Annotated in this window: 21 protein-coding genes; 15 read left to right on the forward strand and 6 right to left on the reverse strand. The window is 61.1% G+C overall.

Going from position 1 to position 19,696, the window contains the following annotated elements; genetic code table 11:
- The first annotated feature begins 220 nt into the window (after window positions 1-220).
- From V6R85_RS08035 to aidB, 15 genes are all read left to right on the forward strand, one after another.
- Window positions 221-1,474, forward strand: coding sequence for an alpha/beta hydrolase family esterase (locus V6R85_RS08035; RefSeq protein WP_111834095.1), 1,254 nt, complete (start codon window positions 221-223; stop codon window positions 1,472-1,474).
- Window positions 1,381-2,232, forward strand: a complete 852-nt coding sequence (locus V6R85_RS08040) for an urease accessory protein UreD (RefSeq protein WP_162695493.1) — start codon at window positions 1,381-1,383, stop codon at window positions 2,230-2,232. The genes V6R85_RS08035 and V6R85_RS08040 overlap by 94 nt, the downstream gene beginning before the upstream one ends.
- A gap of 109 nt (window positions 2,233-2,341) precedes the next feature.
- Complete coding sequence (locus V6R85_RS08045; RefSeq protein ID WP_111834096.1) at window positions 2,342-2,644, forward strand: urease subunit gamma; 303 nt, start codon at window positions 2,342-2,344, stop codon at window positions 2,642-2,644.
- A 9-nt stretch (window positions 2,645-2,653) separates the two neighbouring features.
- Entirely contained in the window at window positions 2,654-2,911 is a 258-nt protein-coding gene (locus tag V6R85_RS08050) for a DUF1272 domain-containing protein (RefSeq protein WP_003510145.1), read from the forward strand.
- 19 nt (window positions 2,912-2,930) lie between these two features.
- Window positions 2,931-3,236, forward strand: a complete 306-nt coding sequence (locus tag V6R85_RS08055) for an urease subunit beta (RefSeq protein ID WP_003510142.1) — start codon at window positions 2,931-2,933, stop codon at window positions 3,234-3,236.
- Window position 3,237: 1 nt separating this feature from the next.
- Window positions 3,238-3,594, forward strand: coding sequence for a GFA family protein (locus tag V6R85_RS08060; protein WP_003510140.1), 357 nt, complete (start codon window positions 3,238-3,240; stop codon window positions 3,592-3,594).
- A 3-nt stretch (window positions 3,595-3,597) separates the two neighbouring features.
- On the forward strand, window positions 3,598-4,020 hold the full coding sequence (locus V6R85_RS08065) for a lysozyme inhibitor LprI family protein (protein ID WP_111834097.1): 423 nt from the start codon (window positions 3,598-3,600) through the stop codon (window positions 4,018-4,020).
- 4 nt (window positions 4,021-4,024) lie between these two features.
- A complete protein-coding gene (locus V6R85_RS08070; protein ID WP_111781863.1) occupies window positions 4,025-4,669 on the forward strand; it encodes a Urease operon accessory protein in 645 nt (214 codons plus the stop codon).
- Between the two features lie 4 nt (window positions 4,670-4,673).
- Complete coding sequence (ureC, locus tag V6R85_RS08075) at window positions 4,674-6,383, forward strand: urease subunit alpha (protein WP_020813390.1); 1,710 nt, start codon at window positions 4,674-4,676, stop codon at window positions 6,381-6,383.
- 9 nt (window positions 6,384-6,392) lie between these two features.
- Window positions 6,393-7,064 (forward strand): TIGR02117 family protein, encoded by a 672-nt coding sequence (locus V6R85_RS08080; protein ID WP_162695494.1) that lies wholly within the window; start codon window positions 6,393-6,395, stop codon window positions 7,062-7,064.
- Between the two features lie 143 nt (window positions 7,065-7,207).
- Window positions 7,208-7,744, forward strand: coding sequence for a peroxiredoxin (locus V6R85_RS08085; RefSeq protein WP_003510133.1), 537 nt, complete (start codon window positions 7,208-7,210; stop codon window positions 7,742-7,744).
- A 297-nt stretch (window positions 7,745-8,041) separates the two neighbouring features.
- Window positions 8,042-8,527: an urease accessory protein UreE gene (gene ureE, locus V6R85_RS08090; protein ID WP_020011584.1), complete on the forward strand. Its 486-nt coding sequence runs from the start codon at window positions 8,042-8,044 to the stop codon at window positions 8,525-8,527.
- A gap of 3 nt (window positions 8,528-8,530) precedes the next feature.
- Window positions 8,531-9,202, forward strand: a complete 672-nt coding sequence (locus V6R85_RS08095) for an urease accessory protein UreF (protein WP_020813393.1) — start codon at window positions 8,531-8,533, stop codon at window positions 9,200-9,202.
- A 148-nt stretch (window positions 9,203-9,350) separates the two neighbouring features.
- Window positions 9,351-9,962, forward strand: coding sequence for an urease accessory protein UreG (ureG, locus tag V6R85_RS08100; protein WP_020813394.1), 612 nt, complete (start codon window positions 9,351-9,353; stop codon window positions 9,960-9,962).
- Between the two features lie 3 nt (window positions 9,963-9,965).
- A complete protein-coding gene (gene aidB / locus V6R85_RS08105; RefSeq protein ID WP_111794464.1) occupies window positions 9,966-10,790 on the forward strand; it encodes an AidB family quorum-quenching N-acyl homoserine lactonase in 825 nt (274 codons plus the stop codon).
- A 72-nt stretch (window positions 10,791-10,862) separates the two neighbouring features.
- Here aidB and V6R85_RS08110 read toward each other — a convergent pair whose 3' ends face one another.
- From V6R85_RS08110 to V6R85_RS08135, 6 genes are all read right to left on the reverse strand, one after another.
- Complete coding sequence (locus V6R85_RS08110) at window positions 10,863-11,552, reverse strand: Crp/Fnr family transcriptional regulator (RefSeq protein ID WP_111834098.1); 690 nt, start codon at window positions 11,550-11,552, stop codon at window positions 10,863-10,865.
- 478 nt (window positions 11,553-12,030) lie between these two features.
- On the reverse strand, window positions 12,031-15,351 hold the full coding sequence (locus V6R85_RS08115) for an efflux RND transporter permease subunit (RefSeq protein WP_060725235.1): 3,321 nt from the start codon (window positions 15,349-15,351) through the stop codon (window positions 12,031-12,033).
- Between the two features lie 13 nt (window positions 15,352-15,364).
- Entirely contained in the window at window positions 15,365-16,558 is a 1,194-nt protein-coding gene (locus V6R85_RS08120; RefSeq protein ID WP_111784205.1) for an efflux RND transporter periplasmic adaptor subunit, read from the reverse strand.
- Window positions 16,559-16,919: 361 nt separating this feature from the next.
- Window positions 16,920-17,912 (reverse strand): ABC transporter substrate-binding protein, encoded by a 993-nt coding sequence (locus V6R85_RS08125; protein ID WP_060725234.1) that lies wholly within the window; start codon window positions 17,910-17,912, stop codon window positions 16,920-16,922.
- Window positions 17,913-17,933: 21 nt separating this feature from the next.
- Entirely contained in the window at window positions 17,934-18,806 is an 873-nt protein-coding gene (locus V6R85_RS08130) for an ABC transporter permease (protein ID WP_107675894.1), read from the reverse strand.
- Entirely contained in the window at window positions 18,803-19,678 is an 876-nt protein-coding gene (locus V6R85_RS08135; RefSeq protein WP_003510111.1) for an ABC transporter permease, read from the reverse strand. Before V6R85_RS08135 ends, V6R85_RS08130 begins: the two co-directional genes overlap by 4 nt.
- Window positions 19,679-19,696: the final 18 nt, after the last annotated feature.

A 19,696-nucleotide genomic window follows, 5' to 3' on the forward strand; every position in this document is an offset into this window, starting at 1 on the left:
ATAAAAACGGCCGATTAATATTTTGAAAGTCTATGCGCCTGTGCATGGCTTTCATGCGTAATTTTAGCGTTTCATTAAGTAAAAGCCTATGGTATTGGGCGCATGAAATGCTGCATGCGAGACACAGAAGAAGTCTATTCGCACGCCGCGACTGTTGATCCCTTACATTTCCTGCACGCTCGACGTATCGTCGGGAAACTGTGCCAATAAAGGCGTGTCAATGATTCAAGACTTTGCAGTGGGCCGGGCTTCCCGGTTGGTGCGTTCCGCACGCAGCCTGTTCCTCGGGCTGGTGATCAGCGCAAGCGCAGGGGCCGCAGCGTCGGCATCGACCTGCGGTCAGGGTATTGGCCCCGGCATGGAACCGGGTCGGCACGACTTTTCCATTCTCTCCAACGGTGAAAAACGCGACGGCGTCTATTTTGTTCCATCGGCCTATGATGGAAATAAGCCGCTGCCGGTCGTGTTCGATTTCCATGGTTCCAACAGCAATCCGCATGGTCAGCTGAACCGCAGCGGCTGGGACAAGCTTGCCGAGCGTGACGGTCTCATGGTCGTGGCGCTGGCCGGCAGCCTGAGCGGCGAATTGCCGGGCACCCGTGCCTGGAATGTTCCCGGCGTCACCAAGCGGCCGGGCGGGCTCGATGAAGTCGGTTTCATCCGCGATGCCATCACCATGGTGAAGGGCAAGTTCTGCGTGGATGAGGAGCGTTTTTATGGCTCCGGTTATTCCGGCGGCGGGCGCATGCTGTCGCAATTCATCTGCAGCGGCAACGCGGACTTTAACGCTGCCGGCTTCGTTGCTTCGCTGCGCGCCGGTTATCCGCTGGAGACGGAAGGCAAATGGGGACCGGATGCGGCAAGCTGCCAGCCTGTGCGGCCAATGTCGATCATCGCCTTTGCCGGGCTGAAAGACCCCGCCAATCCCTATCAGGGCGGCGGCAAGTCCTATTGGCAATATGGCGGCGAAACGGCGTTGAAGCGCTGGGCCGAAATGGATGGGTGCAAGGGCGCTGCCAAAAGCAAGGTGGGAGAGAGCTTCACCGTCAATTCCTATGATGTCTGCAAGGCTGGCGCACGCATCCAGTCCTATGTCATCAACGACTGGGACCACGCCTGGCCGCGCGCCACCATGAAGGCCGAGGTTCTGGCCGCTAACGCCGTTGTCACCCGCAAGCCGGGCGGCGAGCAGACACCGAAGGCGGAACCGGCCGTGGAGCGCAAGATGCCCACAGGCGAAGTGACGCGCACGGTTGATGCGGCCGAAAGAATGTGGGATTTCTTCCGCAATACGGAAGGGCAGCTTGTCGTGGATGCCGTCGTCAAGAAGGATTGTGGCGTCAAGACCTCGTCCGCTTCCGCAACTGTTTCGGAGACCGCGTGCAGCAGCAACAGCAAGCCATCGGCCCTTCCGGTCGCCAAGACGCTCAACCTGTCCGGCAGCAACGCGCCCGTGGCAGAGGACGCGTTGTAACAAAGGCTGTTGAGGGCCGCAGCCGGCTGGACGAACTGTTCCAGGAAGGCTGCGCGAAAATCCGCCTGCCGGAAACCTTCTCAAACGAAGCGGAAGCCATCCTCATCAATTCCTCCGGCGGCCTGACCGGCGGAGACGAAATCGAATGGCAGGCCACGGCCGGCGCCGGCACCTCGCTTGTTGTGACCACGCAGGCCTGCGAAAAGGTCTACAAGGCATCATCAGGCACCGCCACCGTGACCGCCCGCGTTTCCGCCGGGCCGGGTGCGAAGCTGCATTGGCTGCCGCAGGAAACCATCCTCTTCGACCGTGCTTCCTTGACCCGCCGGCTGGAAGCCGATCTCGACCAATCCTCCGAATTCATCGCTGTCGAAGCCGTGCTGCTCGGCCGTAAGGCCATGGGCGAGGCGATGACGCATGGTCTCTTTCGTGACCGCTGGCGTATTCGCCATGGAGGCAGGCTGGTGCATGCGGAAGAACTTGTGCTTCAGGGCGAGGTGGCGGCGCTGACGGCGAAACCGGCGGTTCTGGCTGGTCAGGTCGCCTTTGCCACGCTTCTTTATATCGGGCCGCTGGCTGAGGCGCTTCTGCCTAAAATCCGGGCTATTGCCGGTGAAAGCGGCGGCGCCAGCGAATGGCAGGGCAAGCTTGTCGTTCGCGTCTCTGCCGAAGATGGTTTCTCCTTGAGAAAATTGCTTTTTCCGATCATTTCGCTCTTGCGAAACGGCGCGCCAGTGCCGAAAGTCTGGAATCTGTAAACCCTTAAGGTTGCCCCGCGACAGGCGTCCTTCGGGGTCTGTCAATACGTCGGATCTGCCTGCCGCAATCGCGCTGTTTGCGGGGCAGGCGCCAAGCTGCGGGACCACGATGAACCTTAGCCCAAGAGAAAAAGACAAGCTGCTGATTTCCATGGCCGCCATGGTGGCGCGCCGCCGGCTGGAACGCGGCGTGAAGCTCAACTATCCCGAAGCGATTGCGCTGATTAGCGATTTCGTGGTCGAGGGCGCCCGCGATGGTCGCGCTGTGGCCGACCTGATGGAAGCCGGCGCGCATGTCATTACCCGCGATCAGGTGATGGATGGTATCGCCGAGATGATCCATGATGTGCAGGTGGAAGCGACCTTTCCTGACGGCACCAAGCTGGTGACCGTTCACGAACCGATCCGTTGAGGGGTTGATATGGCGCTGGAACTTCGGCCCAATTGCGAATGCTGCGACCGCGATCTTGCGCCCGATAACAGGGATGCGATGATCTGCTCGTTCGAATGCACTTTCTGCGTCGACTGCGTGACCGGCGTGCTTGATGGCGCCTGTCCGAATTGCGGCGGCGAGCTGGTTCGCAGGCCCGTTCGTCCGGCGGCCAGGCTCATCAACAACCCGGCATCGACGAAGCGGGTGCTGAAAGCGGAAGGCTGCGCGGCAGCCACGGCCGCGTGAGAAAGACAAGGGGAGCACCATGAAACCAGGCGAAATCATTGCCGCAGAAGGCACCATCGAACTCAATGCCGGCCAGCCGACCGTGACGATCGAGGTGGCCAATTCGGGCGACCGGCCGGTGCAGGTGGGCAGCCATTATCATTTCTTCGAGACCAATGCGGGTCTCATCTTCGACCGCGACAGGGCGCGCGGCATGCGTCTCGATATTCCCGCGGGCACGGCGGTTCGTTTCGAACCCGGCCAGAAGCGGGAAGTGACGCTGGTGCCGCTTTCCGGCAAGCGTGAGGTTTATGGTTTCCGTCAACAGGTCATGGGGAGGTTATGAAATGGCGACGGCGCATTATCATGGAAGCTGCCAGTGCGGCAGCGTCAGCTTCGAGGTCGATGCCGATCTCGATCACACTGTTGTCTGCAATTGCTCGCGCTGCAAGCGTCTTGGCTCCACGCTCGCTTTCGCGCCGCGTGACAAGTTCACGCTGCTTTCCGGCGAGGACAAGCTGGCGGAATATCTCTTCAACAAACACAAGATCCATCATCTTTTCTGCTCCACCTGCGGCATCGAGAGTTTTGCTTATGCCGACGGGCCGGATGGAACGCCGATGGTGGCAGTGAACGCCAATTGTCTCGATGGTGTTGATCCCCGGGCGCTGAAGCCACAGGCTTTCGATGGCGCGGCGGCCTGAGCGATGGAGATGAGCCGAAACAACGTCTTCATGGCGGCCGTGCTTCTCAGCGCGACCACCGGATTTTCCATGCCGGCCGCAGCGCAGAGCGAGCCGGACTGCAAGGCGCCGCAGACGCAGGCGGACATGACCATCTGCGCCGGCAAGGATTACGAAAAGGCCGACAAGCAGTTGAACGCCGAATATCAGAAGCTGCGCAAGCTGCTCGCGGAGCGCGACAAGACAGCCGATGCGGACGGCAAGGGTGCGACCGACGCTCTGGTGGCTGCCCAGCGCGCCTGGGTGGCGTTTCGTGACGCCAATTGTGCTCTTTCAGGCTTTCAGGCGCGCGGCGGCTCGATGGAACCGATGCTGATTTCTTCCTGCATGGCCGATATGAGCGGCAAGCGGGCGGAAGAACTGCGTCAGCTGTCGGAAGGCTTCTGAACGCATGGGGCGGCGGATCACGATCGTCGGAAACGGGGAACTGCCGCCGGGCGTGGCTGATTTCATCGACCGTTCCGACATCGTCATCCGCTTCAATGATTGCCGGTCGCTGGGGCTGGGTGGCACGCGCACCGATGTGGTGGCCGTGTGCAACACCGGGCGGCCGGGCCTCGAAATGACCGAGGGAACCGAATGGCGCGAGAGTGACGGTGTGCGACAGGCCGCTGCCATCTGGTCCGTGCGGGATCCCGCAAAATTTTCCGAAATGGAACCGGACATACGCGCACGCTGGCCCGAACTGACCGATTTCTGCGCCGATTACACCGAAAGCTTTGCCGCCATCGCCCGCGAGACCGGCAAGAGCCACATCGTCATTCCGCGCGGTGTGCATGAAAGGCTCGATGTTGCGCTCGAAGCCTATGCGCCCGCGCCCTATGTCTGCCCCAGCACAGGCCTTGTCACCATCGCCCATGTTCTTGAGAACGTGAGCGGCGATGGTGACGAAGTGGCGATTGCCGGCTTCGGCCATCAGGGCTGGAGCGGCCATCCATTTGCTGCCGAACAACAGCTGGTAGAAGCCCTTGCGGGCGAGGGCCAGCTCACACGAATTTCTCCCACATCGATTTTCTCCGCGTCCGAAGGAGCCTGAGCCCATGCCTTACAAGATTTCCCGCGCCGCCTATGCCGGCATGTTTGGCCCGACCGTGGGCGACAAGGTGCGCCTTGCCGATACCGAACTCTTCATCGAGATCGAGAAGGACCACACGACCTATGGCGAGGAAGTGAAATTCGGCGGCGGCAAGGTCATTCGCGACGGCATGGGCCAGAGTCAGGCGACGCGGGCCGAAGGGGCGGTCGATACCGTCATCACCAATGTGGTGATCGTCGACCATAGCGGCATCTACAAGGCGGATGTGGGCCTGAAGAACGGCCGCATTCACGCCATCGGCAAGGCGGGAAACCCCGATACGCAGCCGGGCGTGACGATCATCGTCGGTCCCTCGACGGAGGCGATTGCCGGTGAAGGCAAGATCCTGACCGCCGGCGGCATGGATGCGCATATTCACTTCATCTGCCCGCAGCAGATCGAAGAGGCGCTGATGAGCGGCGTCACCTGCATGCTCGGTGGCGGTTCCGGCCCGGCGCACGGCACGCTCGCCACCACCTGCACCGGCGCATGGCATATCGAGCGCATGATCGAGAGCTTCGATGCCTTCCCGATGAATCTCGCGCTCGCCGGCAAGGGCAATGCCTCGCTGCCAGCGCCTCTGGAAGAGATGATCCTTGCCGGCGCTTCCTCGCTGAAATTGCATGAGGACTGGGGCACGACGCCTGCCGCCATCGACAATTGCCTGACGGTGGCCGATGAATACGACGTGCAGGTGATGATCCACACCGATACGCTGAACGAAAGCGGTTTCGTGGAAGACACTGTCGCCGCCATCAGAGGTCGCACCATCCATGCCTTCCATACAGAAGGTGCGGGCGGCGGCCATGCGCCTGATATCATCAAGGTCTGCGGCAACCCGAACGTCATTCCGTCCTCCACCAATCCGACGCGGCCCTATACCGTCAATACGCTGGCCGAACATCTCGACATGCTGATGGTGTGCCACCACCTGTCGCCGTCAATCCCTGAAGACATTGCCTTTGCCGAAAGCCGCATCCGCAAGGAAACCATTGCGGCGGAGGATATTCTCCACGATATCGGCGCGTTTTCGATCATTTCGTCCGACAGTCAGGCCATGGGCCGTGTCGGCGAGGTGGCGATCCGTACCTGGCAGACAGCCGACAAGATGAAGCGCCAGCGCGGCCGCCTGAAGGAAGAGACCGGCGAAAACGACAATTTCCGTGTCCGCCGTTACATCGCCAAATATACCATCAACCCGGCCATCGCCCAGGGCGTCAGCCATGAGATCGGCTCGATCGAAGTCGGCAAGCGCGCCGATCTGGTATTGTGGAACCCGGCCTTTTTCGGCGTGAAGCCGGAGATGGTGCTGCTCGGCGGCTCCATTGCCGCGGCCCCGATGGGCGATCCGAACGCCTCCATTCCCACACCGCAGCCGATGCATTACCGGCCGATGTTTGCCGCCTATGGCAAGCTGCGCACCAATTCCTCGGTCACATTCGTTTCGCAGGCGTCGCTGGATGCCGGCCTTGCCCAACGCCTCGGCGTGGCGAAAAAGCTGCTGCCGGTGAAGAATGTACGCGGCGGCATTTCCAAGGCGTCGATGATCCATAATTCGCTGACGCCGCATATCGAGGTCGATCCGGAAACCTATGAGGTGAGGGCGGATGGCGAGCTTTTGACCTGCGAGCCGGCCACGGTGCTGCCAATGGCGCAGCGTTATTTCCTGTTTTAACGGCATTTCATGGTGAGATTTATCACAAGGTGGATCGGCGGCGGCATGCTGCTGCTCCTCCTGCTCCTTCTGCTCGGTACTGTCCTGCCGCGCCCGTTTTTCGCCGATGAGGTGAGCGGGGGCGTGAAAGACCGCGAAATCCTGCTGTTATCCAACCCGATCCACACCGATATTGCGTTGCCGATCGATGACGATCTGCGGCGGGTCTTTTCCGAATTGCAGGAGGACGGCATTGCCGTCAACCACCCGGCGGCCGCTTATCTGGTGTTCGGCTGGGGCGGCCGGTCGTTTTATACCGAGACACCCACCTGGGCCGATCTGAAGCCCATGCCGGTCTTGCGCTCGCTGACGCTTGACCAGTCGGTGATGCATGTGGATGTGACGGGAGATTTTCCCGCCGATCTTGCCGGGGTAAAGCGCCTTCGCATTTCCGAAGCCGGATATCAGCGCCTCGTGGCGGCCATTCGCGCCAGCTTTTCGCGCGACAATGGCAAGGTGCGGCTGATACCGGGCGTCGCTTATGGCCTGACGGATGCGTTTTTCGAGGCGAATGGCCGGTTCAACGCCCTTGTCGGCTGCAATACATGGTCGGCTGCCATGTTGCGTGAGGCCGGCATTCGCACCGGCTGGTGGACACCATTGCCGCCGTTTCTGCGCTGGTCGGTGGCGCTGCATGATTGATCCTCGCAAGCCGTGGTTTTCCTCTGACAAAGCCTATTTTTATGCTGCACCGCAGCGCGTCTTGCGTTATGGAAACGGCAAAAGAATTATGCAGGGATCGATCCCAAGTGATCCCTGTAAAACGCCAGAACAGGAGACAAGACATGCTCGGCAAAAAAGTGCCCGCCGTTACCTTCCGCACGCGCGTTCGTGATGAGGCCGTTGGTGGCCCGAACCCCTTCCGTTGGCAGGACATGACCTCCGACGATTATTTCAAGGGCAAGAAGGTCGTTCTGTTTTCGCTGCCCGGCGCTTTCACGCCGACATGCTCGACCTACCAGCTCCCCGATTTCGAAAAGCTGGCGCCGGAATTCCGGGCGCTCGGCGTTGATGAAATCTATTGCCTGTCGGTCAACGACGCCTTCGTCATGAATGCCTGGGCCAAGGGCCAGAACCTCGAAAACGTCAAGGTCATCCCTGACGGCTCGGGCGAGTTCACCCGCAAGATGGGCATGCTGGTCGCCAAGGACAATCTCGGTTTCGGCATGCGCTCCTGGCGTTACGCCGCCGTCGTCAATGATGGCGTCGTCGAGCAGTGGTTCGAGGAAGAGGGCTATCAGGACAATTGCGAATCCGACCCCTATGGCGTTTCCGCGCCGCAGAACATTCTGGAAAACCTCAAGAGCCGCGCTGCGGCCTGATTGTGGGTTTGCGCAGGCCCGGCAGCGATGTCGTGTCTTCGGGCTATCGGCAGGAGGCGAAAATCTCTCCTCCGTCATCCTCGCCGTTGAGGCGAGGATCCATAAGCGCCCGAGGCGTGGATCCTCGGGTCAAGCCCGAGGATGACGTCGAAGGCGGAGAAAGGTTTACGCTTGGCCCGGCAGCAATGCCGGGCTTTGTCGTTCTGGCGGCCATGTGTCCCTAAATCGTGCCTTGAAATCCCCCCGTCTATCCGTCAAAAATCAGACCCCAAGACTGTTTCTGAAACGGATCATCCCATGCTGCGCGTCACCTCCTATCATCCGGCCGGAACCCCTGCCGACGAACCTTCCGGTTATGTCACTCTGGCGCATGACCAGCGGCATCTTCGCCGCAAGCTGCTGCATCTGCAGAATGACGAGATGGTGATGCTGGACCTGAAGGAAGCGGTGCTTTTTGCCCATGGCGATCTTCTCGTGGTGGAAAACGGCGACCTGATCGAGGTCCGCGCGGCTGACGAAAAGCTCTTCGAAATCAAGGCGAAGGATCGCCTTCACCTGATCGAGCTTGCCTGGCATCTGGGCAACCGGCATCTTTCCGCGCAGATCGAGGAGGAGCGTATTCTCATCCTGCGTGACCACGTCATCCGCGCCATGCTGGAAGGTCTTGGCGCTACCGTGCGTGATGTCGAAGAGCCTTTCCAGCCGGCCCGTGGCGCTTATCATGCCCATGGCGGGCATTCCCACGGCCATGATCACGGCCACCACCATCACGATCACGGCTGAGCCGTGAGCGAAGATCGCGGCGTTGCCGCGCTGCTGCGGCTCATGGCCTGGATGTCGCCTGCCTTTCCGGTTGGCGGTTTTTCCTATTCCGGTGGACTTGAAAAGGCGGTGGAGGATCGGCGCGTCGGGGATGCAGCGGCTCTGCGCGACTGGCTCGAAACGCTTCTGCGCTGCGGCAGCCTTTGGAACGATGCGGTGTTTCTGGCACATGCCTGGCGCAATGCCGAGGACGCCGCCGTCTTGAGCGAAACGGCCGATCTGGCGCGGGCGCTGGCCGGTTCGGCGGAGCGATACCGCGAGACGGTGCTTCTGGGCGATGCCTTCGTTGCCGCCGCCGGTGCCTGGCCGCATGCGGTTCTGGACGTGTTGCCCAAAGACGTTCCCTATCCCATCGCTGTCGGGGCAGTCGCCGCCGGTCATGCGGTGCCGCTCAGGGACACGATTGCCGCCTTTTTGCATGCCGGCGTCTCGCAGATCGTGTCGGCGGGCATCCGCCTCGGGGTCGCGGGACAGAAGGATGGCGTCGCCATTCTGGCTGCAAGTGAAGCGATCATCGCGGAGATGGCGGCGCGGGCGATGCAGTCCACGCTCGACGATCTCGGCAGTGCGACGATCATCGCTGACACGGCGGCCATGCGGCATGAAACGCAGGGCACCCGGCTTTTCCGGTCCTGACGAGCGAGCGGGTGCCACGAGTTTCTTCTCCCAGGCGGGGAGAAGAAACAAGCGGCACGATCCTTGCATATCTTGAAGCGTCCGGCTGGCGGACTATGGTGAAATAATACCAAAGCATATCGAAGGGAACAGAGCGGTGAAATCGGGCATGAAATCGGGCAATGGCCCGCTGCGCGTCGGTATTGGCGGGCCAGTCGGTTCGGGCAAGACGGCGCTGACGGAAAAGCTCTGCAAGGCGATGAGCGCCGATTATTCCGTCGCCGTCGTCACCAACGATATCTATACCAAGGAAGATGCGGAGGCGCTGGTGCGCATGCAGGCGCTGCCTTCCGAGCGTATCGTCGGCGTTGAAACGGGCGGTTGCCCGCATACGGCCATCCGCGAGGATGCGACGATCAATCTGCAGGCGATTGCCGGGCTTAATGCGCGCTTTCCCGATCTCGACGTGGTCTTCATCGAATCCGGCGGCGACAATCTCGCCGCGACCTTTTCGCCCGACCTTGCCGATATCACCATCTATGTCATCTCCGTCTGTCAGGGCGAGGAAATTCCGCGCAAGGGCGGGCCGGGCATCACCCGCTCGGACCTGCTGGTCATCAACAAGAAGGACCTAGCGCCCTATGTCGGGGCCGATCTGACCGTCATGGACAGCGATGCGACCCGCATGCGCAACGCCATGCCTTTCGTCTTCACCGATATGAAACGCGGCGATGGCGTGGAGCGCATCGTCGGTTTCCTGAAAGAGCAGGGCGGTCTCTGAAATATGGCAATATCCCGCCGTTTCGGCGCTTACGAGGTTTCCCGTTTTGTCGACGGTGTCTACAAGGCGCCGGTCGGCCATCTCATCCACCGTCAGGGTGCCGAAGCGCTGGCCGCTGCCCTTGCCGGCCATCAGGGCGAAACGGTGGATATGGACGTCAACTGCTTCGCATTGTCCGGGCCTGACGGCATCTGGCTGATCGATGCCGGTTGCGGCACCGCCTGGGGTGCTGCCTATGGCCATGCCCGCGCGGCGATGGTAGCCGCCGGTATTCAGCCGGCCGATGTAGGGCGTGTCATCCTCACCCATATTCATGGCGATCATGCGCTTGGCCTCATCGATGGCGACCGGCCTTATTTTCCCAATGCCGATATCTGGGTGCCCGAGGCCGATCTCGGATTTTTCAGCAGTGCGGAGGCGCGCAAGACCCTGCCGCCGGCCCGGCAGGGCGGCTTCGATCTTGCCGCGCGGCTGCTCGACATTTGTGGCCCGATGTTGCGGCCGATCCCGACAGGCAGGATTGCCGAGGACGTGGAAGCCATCGCCATGCCCGGCCATACACCGGGACATGCCGGGTACCTGATCGGCAATGGTGATGAGCGGCTGTTATTATGGGGCGATGTTCTGCATGTGAGCGACTTGCAGGTGAAGGATCCCGGTGTCGGTTTCGTCTACGATATCGATTCTGCGCTTGCTTACCAAACACGCCTTGAGGCGCTGGCCGAGGCCGCCGATCACGGCTGGCTGGTTTCCGGCGGTCATCTCGGTGGATTTTTCCGTGTCGAGCGGCAGGGTGACAGCTTCCGCTTTGTGTCGCAGCCGGACTGATTTTTCGATTTCGGACATGCAGAAGGGCGGAATACCCTAAGGCATCCCGCCCTTCGTCCTCTCCCGGTGTCTTCAGATCTGCTTCAGCGCCGCAACATCATTGACCTGCACGATGCGGCCGCGCACGGTGACGCCAGCTTTCTTCAGTGCCGAGAAGGCGCGTGAGAGTGCTTCCGGTGCAAGGCCAAGCTTGCCGGCAAGCAGGCTTTTCTGGAACGGCAGCCGCAGCGAAAAGGATGTGGCGTCGCGCGGTCCCTGATTGATGAGGTAATGGGCGACACGCTGCGGCGCTGTCTGCAACCGGTCATTGGCGATGCAGTCCATGCTGGCCAGCAGGCTGTTGGACAGGCAGCGCATGACGGCCTTGGCGATTGCCGGTTCCTGATCGATCAGGCTGCGGATTCTTGTGAGTTCGAACCGCGCCACGGTGCAGCTTTCCGCCGCCTGCGCGCTGTAACGATAGGTATCGCTGCCGAAAATCAGGCATTCGTTGAAGGTATCGCCGGGGCCGCTGACGCGCACATCCGCCTCGCGCCCGTGCCTGTCCAGCCGGTAAAGCCTGATGTAACCCGACAGCACGCAGTAGAAATGCTGCGCGGCTTCGCCTTCCTTGAAGAGCACATGGCGGGCATTCACATTGGTGATGGTCGCCGCTTCCATCAGCTTCAGCGCCGCTGCATCATCCGCTATCCCGATCAAGGGCGCGCGCAGCAGAATGTTCCTGTCCCTGTTGCTCAGCTTCACGGTCTTGTTCACGTCCATTCGGCTCCCGCTCAAACCTTTTGCCGGGCTGTCCGAAGCGATACGAAACCGGGGAAGTTCCTTCTCCCTCACGCCTATCTGCACAGAACTCATCGCATTATCCCTCGACCGGCAATTCCCGATGCGAGGGAGATTAGCAGTTCACCTGGAAAGCGAATTGATTTCGATCAAACAGGATTTGAGTTGTCATTTGGGACAGCGGGAATGCTGCGAGACCATTCCTGCTCAAGAATGTGAGGAGGAATATGGAGCGGGCGAGTGCCACATATTTCTTCTCCCCGCCGGGAGAAGTCCGCGGCAGCGGGATGAGGGGGCAAGGGTAGCGATGTCCGGAGAGCTTGCCCACTCATCCGACCCTTCGGGCCACCTTCTCCCCCTCGGCGAGAAGAAACAAGAGGCGGCGCTTTGTCCTTAAACGTCCACCCAAAAAGAAACGCCGGGCACATGGCCCGGCGTCTCAATCGTTACGCTGCAAACTTCACTCCGCAGCAAGCGGCGGCAACCGCAATATATTGCTGCCCTTGTCACCGGCCTTGTCGCCGCTGCCCTTTTCCATGCCGGCCACCCGTGCCTCCAGCGAAGAGAGAGCGAGGCTGTTTTCGCGGGCGATCTCCGAGAGTTTCTCGTTAGAGAGCGCTTCTTCCTCCTCTTCCTTCTTGCCGACGAAGCGGCCGAAGAGGTGGGCGAGCAGGCGCGACAGGTCGTCCATGATCAGGAAGAAGGCCGGGACCACGATCAGGGACAGCACCGTCGAAACGATGATGCCGCCGATCACCGCAATCGCCATCGGCGCGCGGAACGAACCGCCTTCGCCGACGCCGAGCGCCGAGGGCAACATGCCCGCGGACATGGCGATGGAGGTCATGATGATCGGGCGGGCGCGCTTGCGGCCGGCCTCCACCATGGCATGCACCCGTTCCATGCCGTGTCGGCGCATTTCGATGGCGAAATCCACCAGCAGGATGGCGTTCTTCGTCACGATGCCCATCAGCATCAGGATGCCGATGAGAACGGGCATGGAGAGCGCGTTCTGCGTGATGATGAGTGCGACGGCCACGCCGCCGATGGCAAGCGGCAGCGAGAACAGGATGGTGAAGGGCTGGATGACATCCTTGAACAGCAGGATGAGCACGACCAGCACCAGCATCAGGCCAAGCAGCATGGCGTTTACGAAGCCCTGCTGCATTTCGCCCTGCACCTTGGCGTCGCCGCTTTCGGCAAGGCGAACACTTGCCGGCAGGTCGGTTTCCGAGACGATGCGCTTGAACTCAGCCGTCGAGGTATCCAGCGCCGTGCCGAACGGGACGTCGGAGCCGATGGAGACCACGCGGTTGCGGTCGTTGCGCTTGATCGAGCTTGGACCTTCCGAATAGTCGATATCGGCAACGCTGTAGAGCGGCACCAGCGACCCGGAGGCGGTCTTGATCTTCAGCGCGCGGATGGTGGCGAGATCGCGACGTGTATCGAGCGAGGCCTGCACGCGGATCGGGATCTGCCGGTCATCAAGCGAAATCTTCGTCAGCTGGGCGTCGATGTCACCGATGGTGGCGACACGCACCGTCTGCGAAATCTGCTGCGGCGTGATGCCGAGGCGGGCGATTTCGTCCTTGCGCGGGCGGATCTGCAGTTCGGGGCGGGGCAATGCACCTTCCGAGCTGACATTGGCAAGGATGGGCGAGGCGCGCAGGCGGCTTTCGAGAATGCCGACGGCGTCGTTCAGGTCCTTCTCATTGGTGGAGAGGAAGTTGAAGGAGAGTTCGCGTTCCGCACGGTCGTTCAGCTTGATGATGCGGACATCCGGAATGCCGCGAACCTGCGCGAAAATATCCCGTTCCACATCCCATTGCGGACGTACGCGGCCCTTTTCCTCCACCTTCGGCAGATATTGGCCGATGAGCGGAATGGAGCCGAGCCCCTTGTTGACCACCAGCTTGAGCAGCGAATGGTCGATATGCTGCAGAATGACGTTAACGGTGGCGCGGCGAAGCTCCAGGTCCCCCTTGGGCGACGCGCCGCCAAGGATGAAGACGCTTTCCACGCCGTTGATGTCCCGCAGCGCGTGATAGATCTGCGTCGTCGTCCGATCTGTCTCGTCAAGCGTCGCATTGGGCGGCAGTTCCACCGAAAGTGTCACGCGTGAGGCGTCGTCCGGCGGCAGGAAGCTGCCGGGTACCTGGCTCAACAGCATGACGGAGGCGACGAGAAACGCGATCGCGCCGAGCAGCGTCAGATACCGCGCCCACCATTTGCGGGTGGTGGCGGTCACCATGCGCGTATAGGCCTTCATCAGCCGGCTGTCATTATCGTGGTGATCGTCCATCGCGTCTTCGGCGCGCATCAGATAGGCCGCCATCAGCGGCGTGATGAGACGGGCGACCGCGAGCGAGAAGAATACCGAGAAGGCGACCGTCAGACCGAACTGGATGAAGTACTGGCCGGGAATGCCGGGCATGAACGAGACAGGCACGAAGACGGCGATGATGGTGAAGCTGGTGGCGATGACGGCGAGGCCGATTTCGTCCGCCGCTTCCAGTGCCGCGCGATAGGGCGTCTTGCCCATCTTGATGTGGCGGGCAATGTTCTCGATTTCCACGATGGCGTCGTCCACGAGAATACCCGTGGCGAGCGTGAGCGCGAGGAAGCTGACGAGGTTGAGCGAGAAGCCCATGATATCCATGATCCAGAAGGTCGGGATCGCGGAGAGCGGCAGCGCCACGGCGGCAATCAGGGTTGCGCGCCAGTTGCGGAGGAAGAGCAGGACCACGATGACGGCGAGGATAGCGCCTTCGATCAGCGTGTCGAGCGCCGCCTTGTAGTTGCCATAGGTGAAATAGACGGCGTCATCGACCATTTCGATCGAGACATCAGGATGGTTCTTGCGCACCTGATCGAGGCTTGCCGCCACGGTTTCGGCGACCGAGACCTCGCTGGCGCCCTTGGAGCGGAACACCGCGAAGGTGACGGCGGGGTTGCCGTTGAACCGCGAGAAGGACTTCTGCTCCTCATAGGTGTCTGTGACCGTGCCGAGCTCGGAAAGCTTGACGAAACGGCCGTTGGAAAGCGCAATCGTGGTGTTGGCAAGCTGGCTCACATCGCGTGTGTCGCCGAGCGTGCGGATGGTCTGCTCGTTGCCACCGACCTGGCCGCGGCCGGAGCCGAGGTCGATATTGGTGCCGCGCAGCTGGCTGTTCACCTCGGTTGCGGTGATGCCATAGGCGTCGAGCTTTTCGGGGCTCAGCGAAACGCGCACCTCGCGGTCGGCGCCGCCATAGCGGTCGACCTTGCCGATGCCGGACTGGCCCTGCAGCGAGCGTTTGATCGTGTCATCCACAAACCAGGACAGTTCTTCCAGCGTCATGTTCGGTGAGGAGACGGCAAAGGTCTGGATCGCCTGTCCCTCGACGTCGATCTTGCTGACGACGGGCACTTCGATATCGGAAGGCAGATCGCTGCGGATCTTGTCGATGGCGTCCTTGGTGTCCTGAACCGCTTCTTCCGTCGGCTTTTCGATGCGGAAGACAACTGTCGTCGTCGACTGGCCGTCGACCACGGTGGACTGGATTTCGTCGACGCCGCTGATGGCGGCGACGGCATCCTCGATCTCCTTCGTCACCTGCATTTCCAGCTCGGAGGGCGAAGCGCCGCTCTGGGTCACGGTGACGGCCACGACGGGAACGTCGATGTTCGGAAAACGGGTGATCGGCAGGGTGTTGAACGCCTGCATGCCGAGGATCATCAAAAGCGCGAAGCCAAGCAGCGGCGCAATCGGGTTACGGATTGACCATGCGGAGAAGTTCATTTCATTCCCTCAGTCAGTTGGACACAGCCGCAGGGGCTTCCACCGGTCTTATCCGGTCACCATCACGCACGAATGCTCCAGCTTTCTCGACAACCTTGTCTCCAGCAGCAAGACCGCTGACAATCTCGATAAAACCGCCGTCTTCAATGCCGGTCTCGATCTTCACCTGCTTGACGATATCGCCTTCCACCTTGCGGGTGGTCGAGCCTTCGCGCCCGGAGGTGACGGCCGACAGCGGCAAAGCGAGCGCATTCGTCTCCTCGACGATGATCGCCGCGCTGGCATACATGCCCGAGCGCGCCGGGCTGTTTTCGGGCAGAACGACATGCACGGAACCGAGGCGCGTCGTCGGATCGACGGTGGGCGAAACGAGGCGCACCTTGCCCTCTATTTTCTCAGCTCCGCCGGCAACCGTCAAATAAGCTTTCTGGCCGACCTTCACCTTCTGGATATCGGTCTCGGACAGATCGGCGACGAGTTCGATCGCGCCGTCCTTGATGACGGTGAAAAGCGGGTTTCCGGCGCCGCTGGCAATCGCGCCGACCTTGGCGTTCTTGGCCGAGACGATACCGGTGACCGGGGTTTTTACACCGGTGCGCGTCAGCTTCAGATCAATGTCGGCGATCTGGGCGTCAACCACCTTGATGTCGGCTTCGCCGGCGGAGACGGCCTGGCGGGCGGCGTTGAGCTTGGCGGCGGCCACTTCGGCCTGTGCCTGGGTCTGTTCCACCTGCGAAACCGAACCGGAGCCGCTCTGGCCGAGCTTTGCGGCGCGGTCGCGCTGGCGGTTCGCGTCGCTCGCGCTCGCTTCGGCTTCCAGCACCTGCGCCTTGGCCTGGGCGACGGCAGCTTCTGCCTTTGCCTTGTTGGCTTCCAGCTGGCTTTTCTGCAGGATGAGGCTGTCGGAAGAAAGCACGGCCAGAACCGCATTCGCTTCCACCCTGTCGCCGATATCAACGTTCAGCGTGTCGATCGACAGGCCATCGACCAGCGGCTGGACGTAGATTTCGTCCACGGGGCGGATCGTGCCTGTCGCGATGATACGGTCCACGAGATCGCGTTTTGCGGCATGTGCGACGACGATGGAAGGCAGGTTCTGCTGTTTGACCGGTGCCTGCGCCTCTCCCTCGGCTGCTGCGGAAAGGGGGAGCGCCGTTGCGGAAAGAAGAAGGAATACAAAGCGGTTAAACGTGAATTTATGCTGCATGTGTCTTGGCTCGCGCAATATTCGATCGCATGTCCTGCAGCCTTGCGGCGTATATTAGAAGGTCATGCGATAGCGAATGTGAAACAAGGGATCACAATACTTCCTTTTCGATCCTCCCGATTCAAACGCCCCTCAACGCGAATCTCAAGCACCTTTGCCGAGTGCTTTCTTTACAAGATCAAATTTGGCAGTCTTGTGGGCGGGACTGTAATTCTTGTTGTCGTACAAATCAATCCGCATAGCCGCGATGGTTGGTATACATTTTTGTATAGGTCGGGATATTGCAATTCATCAAAAGGGTTACCAGTGAAAAAAACGCGCGGACGGTGCCGCGCGTTCCATGCATCCAGGGTAAATTCGACTACTTCAGCGCCGCATCGGTGATTTCGGTGGTGTAGGCGCCTGTCGGCTCCTTGGTGATGACAGGATCGGAGCCGCCGCCGAGCAGCGTCTTGACGGTGCGCTCGTAATCCGCCTTGTCCAGCGCGCCTTTCGAGCCGGCCGTCAGCTTGGCGACTTCGCCCATCATGCGCTTCTGGTGCTTTTCGGTCTGGGCGCCGGAGGCGTCGTTTTCGAGAACGATATCGGCGGCATCGTCAGGGTTTTCTTCCGCCCATTTCCAGCCCTTCATGGAAGCGCGGACAAATTTGACCATGTCTTCCTTGAACTTGGCGTCCTTGAGCTTGTCTTCGAGAACGTAAAGCCCGTCCTCCAGCGTTGCCACGCCTTCCGCCTCGTATTTGAAGGTGACGAGTTCCTCCGGCTTGATGCCGGCATCGATGACCTGCCAATATTCATTATAGGTCATGGTGGAAATGCAGGCGGCCTGCTTTTGCAGCAGCGGATCGACGTTGAAGCCCTGCTTCAAAACCGTGACGCCATCCGCACTGCCGGTGGTCGGGATTTTCAGGTGCGCCATCCACGACAGGAACGGGTATTCGTTGCCGAAGAACCAGACGCCGAGCGTCTTGCCCTTGAAATCTTCCGGCTTGGTAATGCCGGTTTCTTTCAGGCAGGTCAGCATCATGCCTGACGATTTGAACGGCTGGGCGATGTTGACGAGCGGAACACCCTTTTCGCGGGTGGCAAGTGCCGAGGGCATCCAGTCAACGATGACATCCGCGCCGCCGCCGGCCAGAACCTGCGCCGGCGCAATATCAGGGCCGCCGGGCTTGATATCGACATCGAGGCCCTCTGCTTCATAGAAACCCTTGTCCTTGGCGACGTAATAACCGGCAAATTGCGCCTGGGTCACCCATTTCAGCTGCAGGGTGATCTTGTCGGCGGCCTCGGCGCTCACCGCCGTCAGAAGTGACGCGCCGGCAAGAAGCATGGATGCAAGTTTCATTTTCATCGCTGTTCCCTTTTTCGTTATTTACGTTCGTCCCCCACGGACGGACGGATGCCAGAAGGTGACGGCCCGCTCCGCGAGCGCCACCAGACCGTAAAAGCCTGAACCAGCAAGCGCCGCGACGGCGATTTCGGCCCAGACCATATCGACATTGCTGCGGCCCATTTCCGCCGAGATGCGGAAACCCATGCCGACGATCGGCGTGCCGAAAAATTCCGCGACGATGGCGCCGATCAGCGCCAGCGTGGAATTGATCTTCAGCGCGTTGAAGATGAAAGGCCAGGCGGCGGGCAGGCGCAGTTTTATCAACGTCTGCCCCCAGCCGGCGGCATAGGTGCGCATCAGGTCGCGTTCCATGTGGCTGGAAGCGGCAAGTCCCTGAACCGTGTTCACCAGCATCGGGAAGAAAGTCATGATGACGACGACGGCCACTTTCGACTGCCAGTCGAAACCGAACCACATGACCATGATCGGCGCGATGCCGACAACAGGCAGAGCGGAGACGAAATTGCCGATCGGCAGCAGCCCACGCTGGAGGAAGGGAGACCGGTCGATGAGGATGGCGACGATGAAGCCAAGACCGCAGCCGAGCACATAGCCTGTCAGCACCGATTTGAGGAAGGTCTGGCGGAAATCGGCCCAGAGGATCGGCAGGGATGTGAGAAGGCGGGCAAGAATGGCGCTCGGTGCCGGCAAGAGGATTGGCGGCACGGCAAAACCGCGCACCACGCCTTCCCACAAGGCGAGAATGGCCAGCCCGAAGAGGAGTGGCACTGCCATGCGGCTCATGCGCTTTGCCGCCGGTGACGAGAAGCTGTGGCGCACCAGCCATTCGTTGAAGGCCCAGGCGGCAAGCCAGAACAGGATCGCGCCAAAAAACCAGAAGGGATTCGTCATGGCCGGGCTCCCATTCTCTTGAGGACGGCTGCGTGGGCGATGCCGATGATCGACACCAGCAGGGCCGCGACGCCGGCTGCCATGAACAGCGCCGCCCATATCTGCACCGTCTGGCCGTAATAGGAGCCGGAAAGCAGGCGCGCGCCGAGCCCGGCGACAGCCCCGGTCGGTAATTCGCCGACGATGGCGCCGACCAGCGCAATGGCGATGGCGATCTTCAGCGAGGTGAAGAGATAGGGCAGCGCCGAGGGCCAGCGCAGCTTCCAGAAGATCTGCGCCGGTGAGGCATTATAGGTGTGCATCAGGTCCAGCTGGAGGGTTTCCGGGCTTCGGAGGCCCTTCACCATGCCGACGACGATGGGGAAGAAGGAAAGGTAGGTGGAGATCAGCGCCTTGGGCAAAAGCCCGGAAATGCCGATGGAATTCAGGACGACGATGATCATCGGCGCGATGGCGAGGATCGGGATGGTCTGGCTGGCGATGATCCACGGCATGACGGAGCGGTCCATGGCGCGGTTATGAATGATCGCGACGGCCAAGAGGATGCCGAGGACAGCGCCGATGGCGAAACCCAGCAGGGTGGCGGAGAGCGTGACGCCGGCGTGGTAGATCAGGCTGCGCTTGGAGGTGATGGCCTTGTTGACGGTGGTGTCCCAGAGTTCCGCGACGATCTGGTGCGGGGCGGGAAGGACCGGACGCTCCTGCGCGAAGGTTTGCGGCAGGAGTTCGGAGAAGCTTGGCGTTTGACCGGCGCGGGTGGCCTGGTCGCGGGCGAAGGGCATGTTGAGGTAGATGACGGCGAGGTGCCAGAGGATGAGGATGGCGAGGAGGACGGTGAGGATGGGGAGGATGCGGTGGCGGAGGAGGGTCATTGGGGAGCCCTCTGTGGG

Origin of the sequence: Agrobacterium sp. CCNWLW32 (assembly GCF_037083425.1) — a bacterium.
GTDB classification, from domain to species: Bacteria; Pseudomonadota; Alphaproteobacteria; order Rhizobiales; family Rhizobiaceae; genus Agrobacterium; species Agrobacterium radiobacter.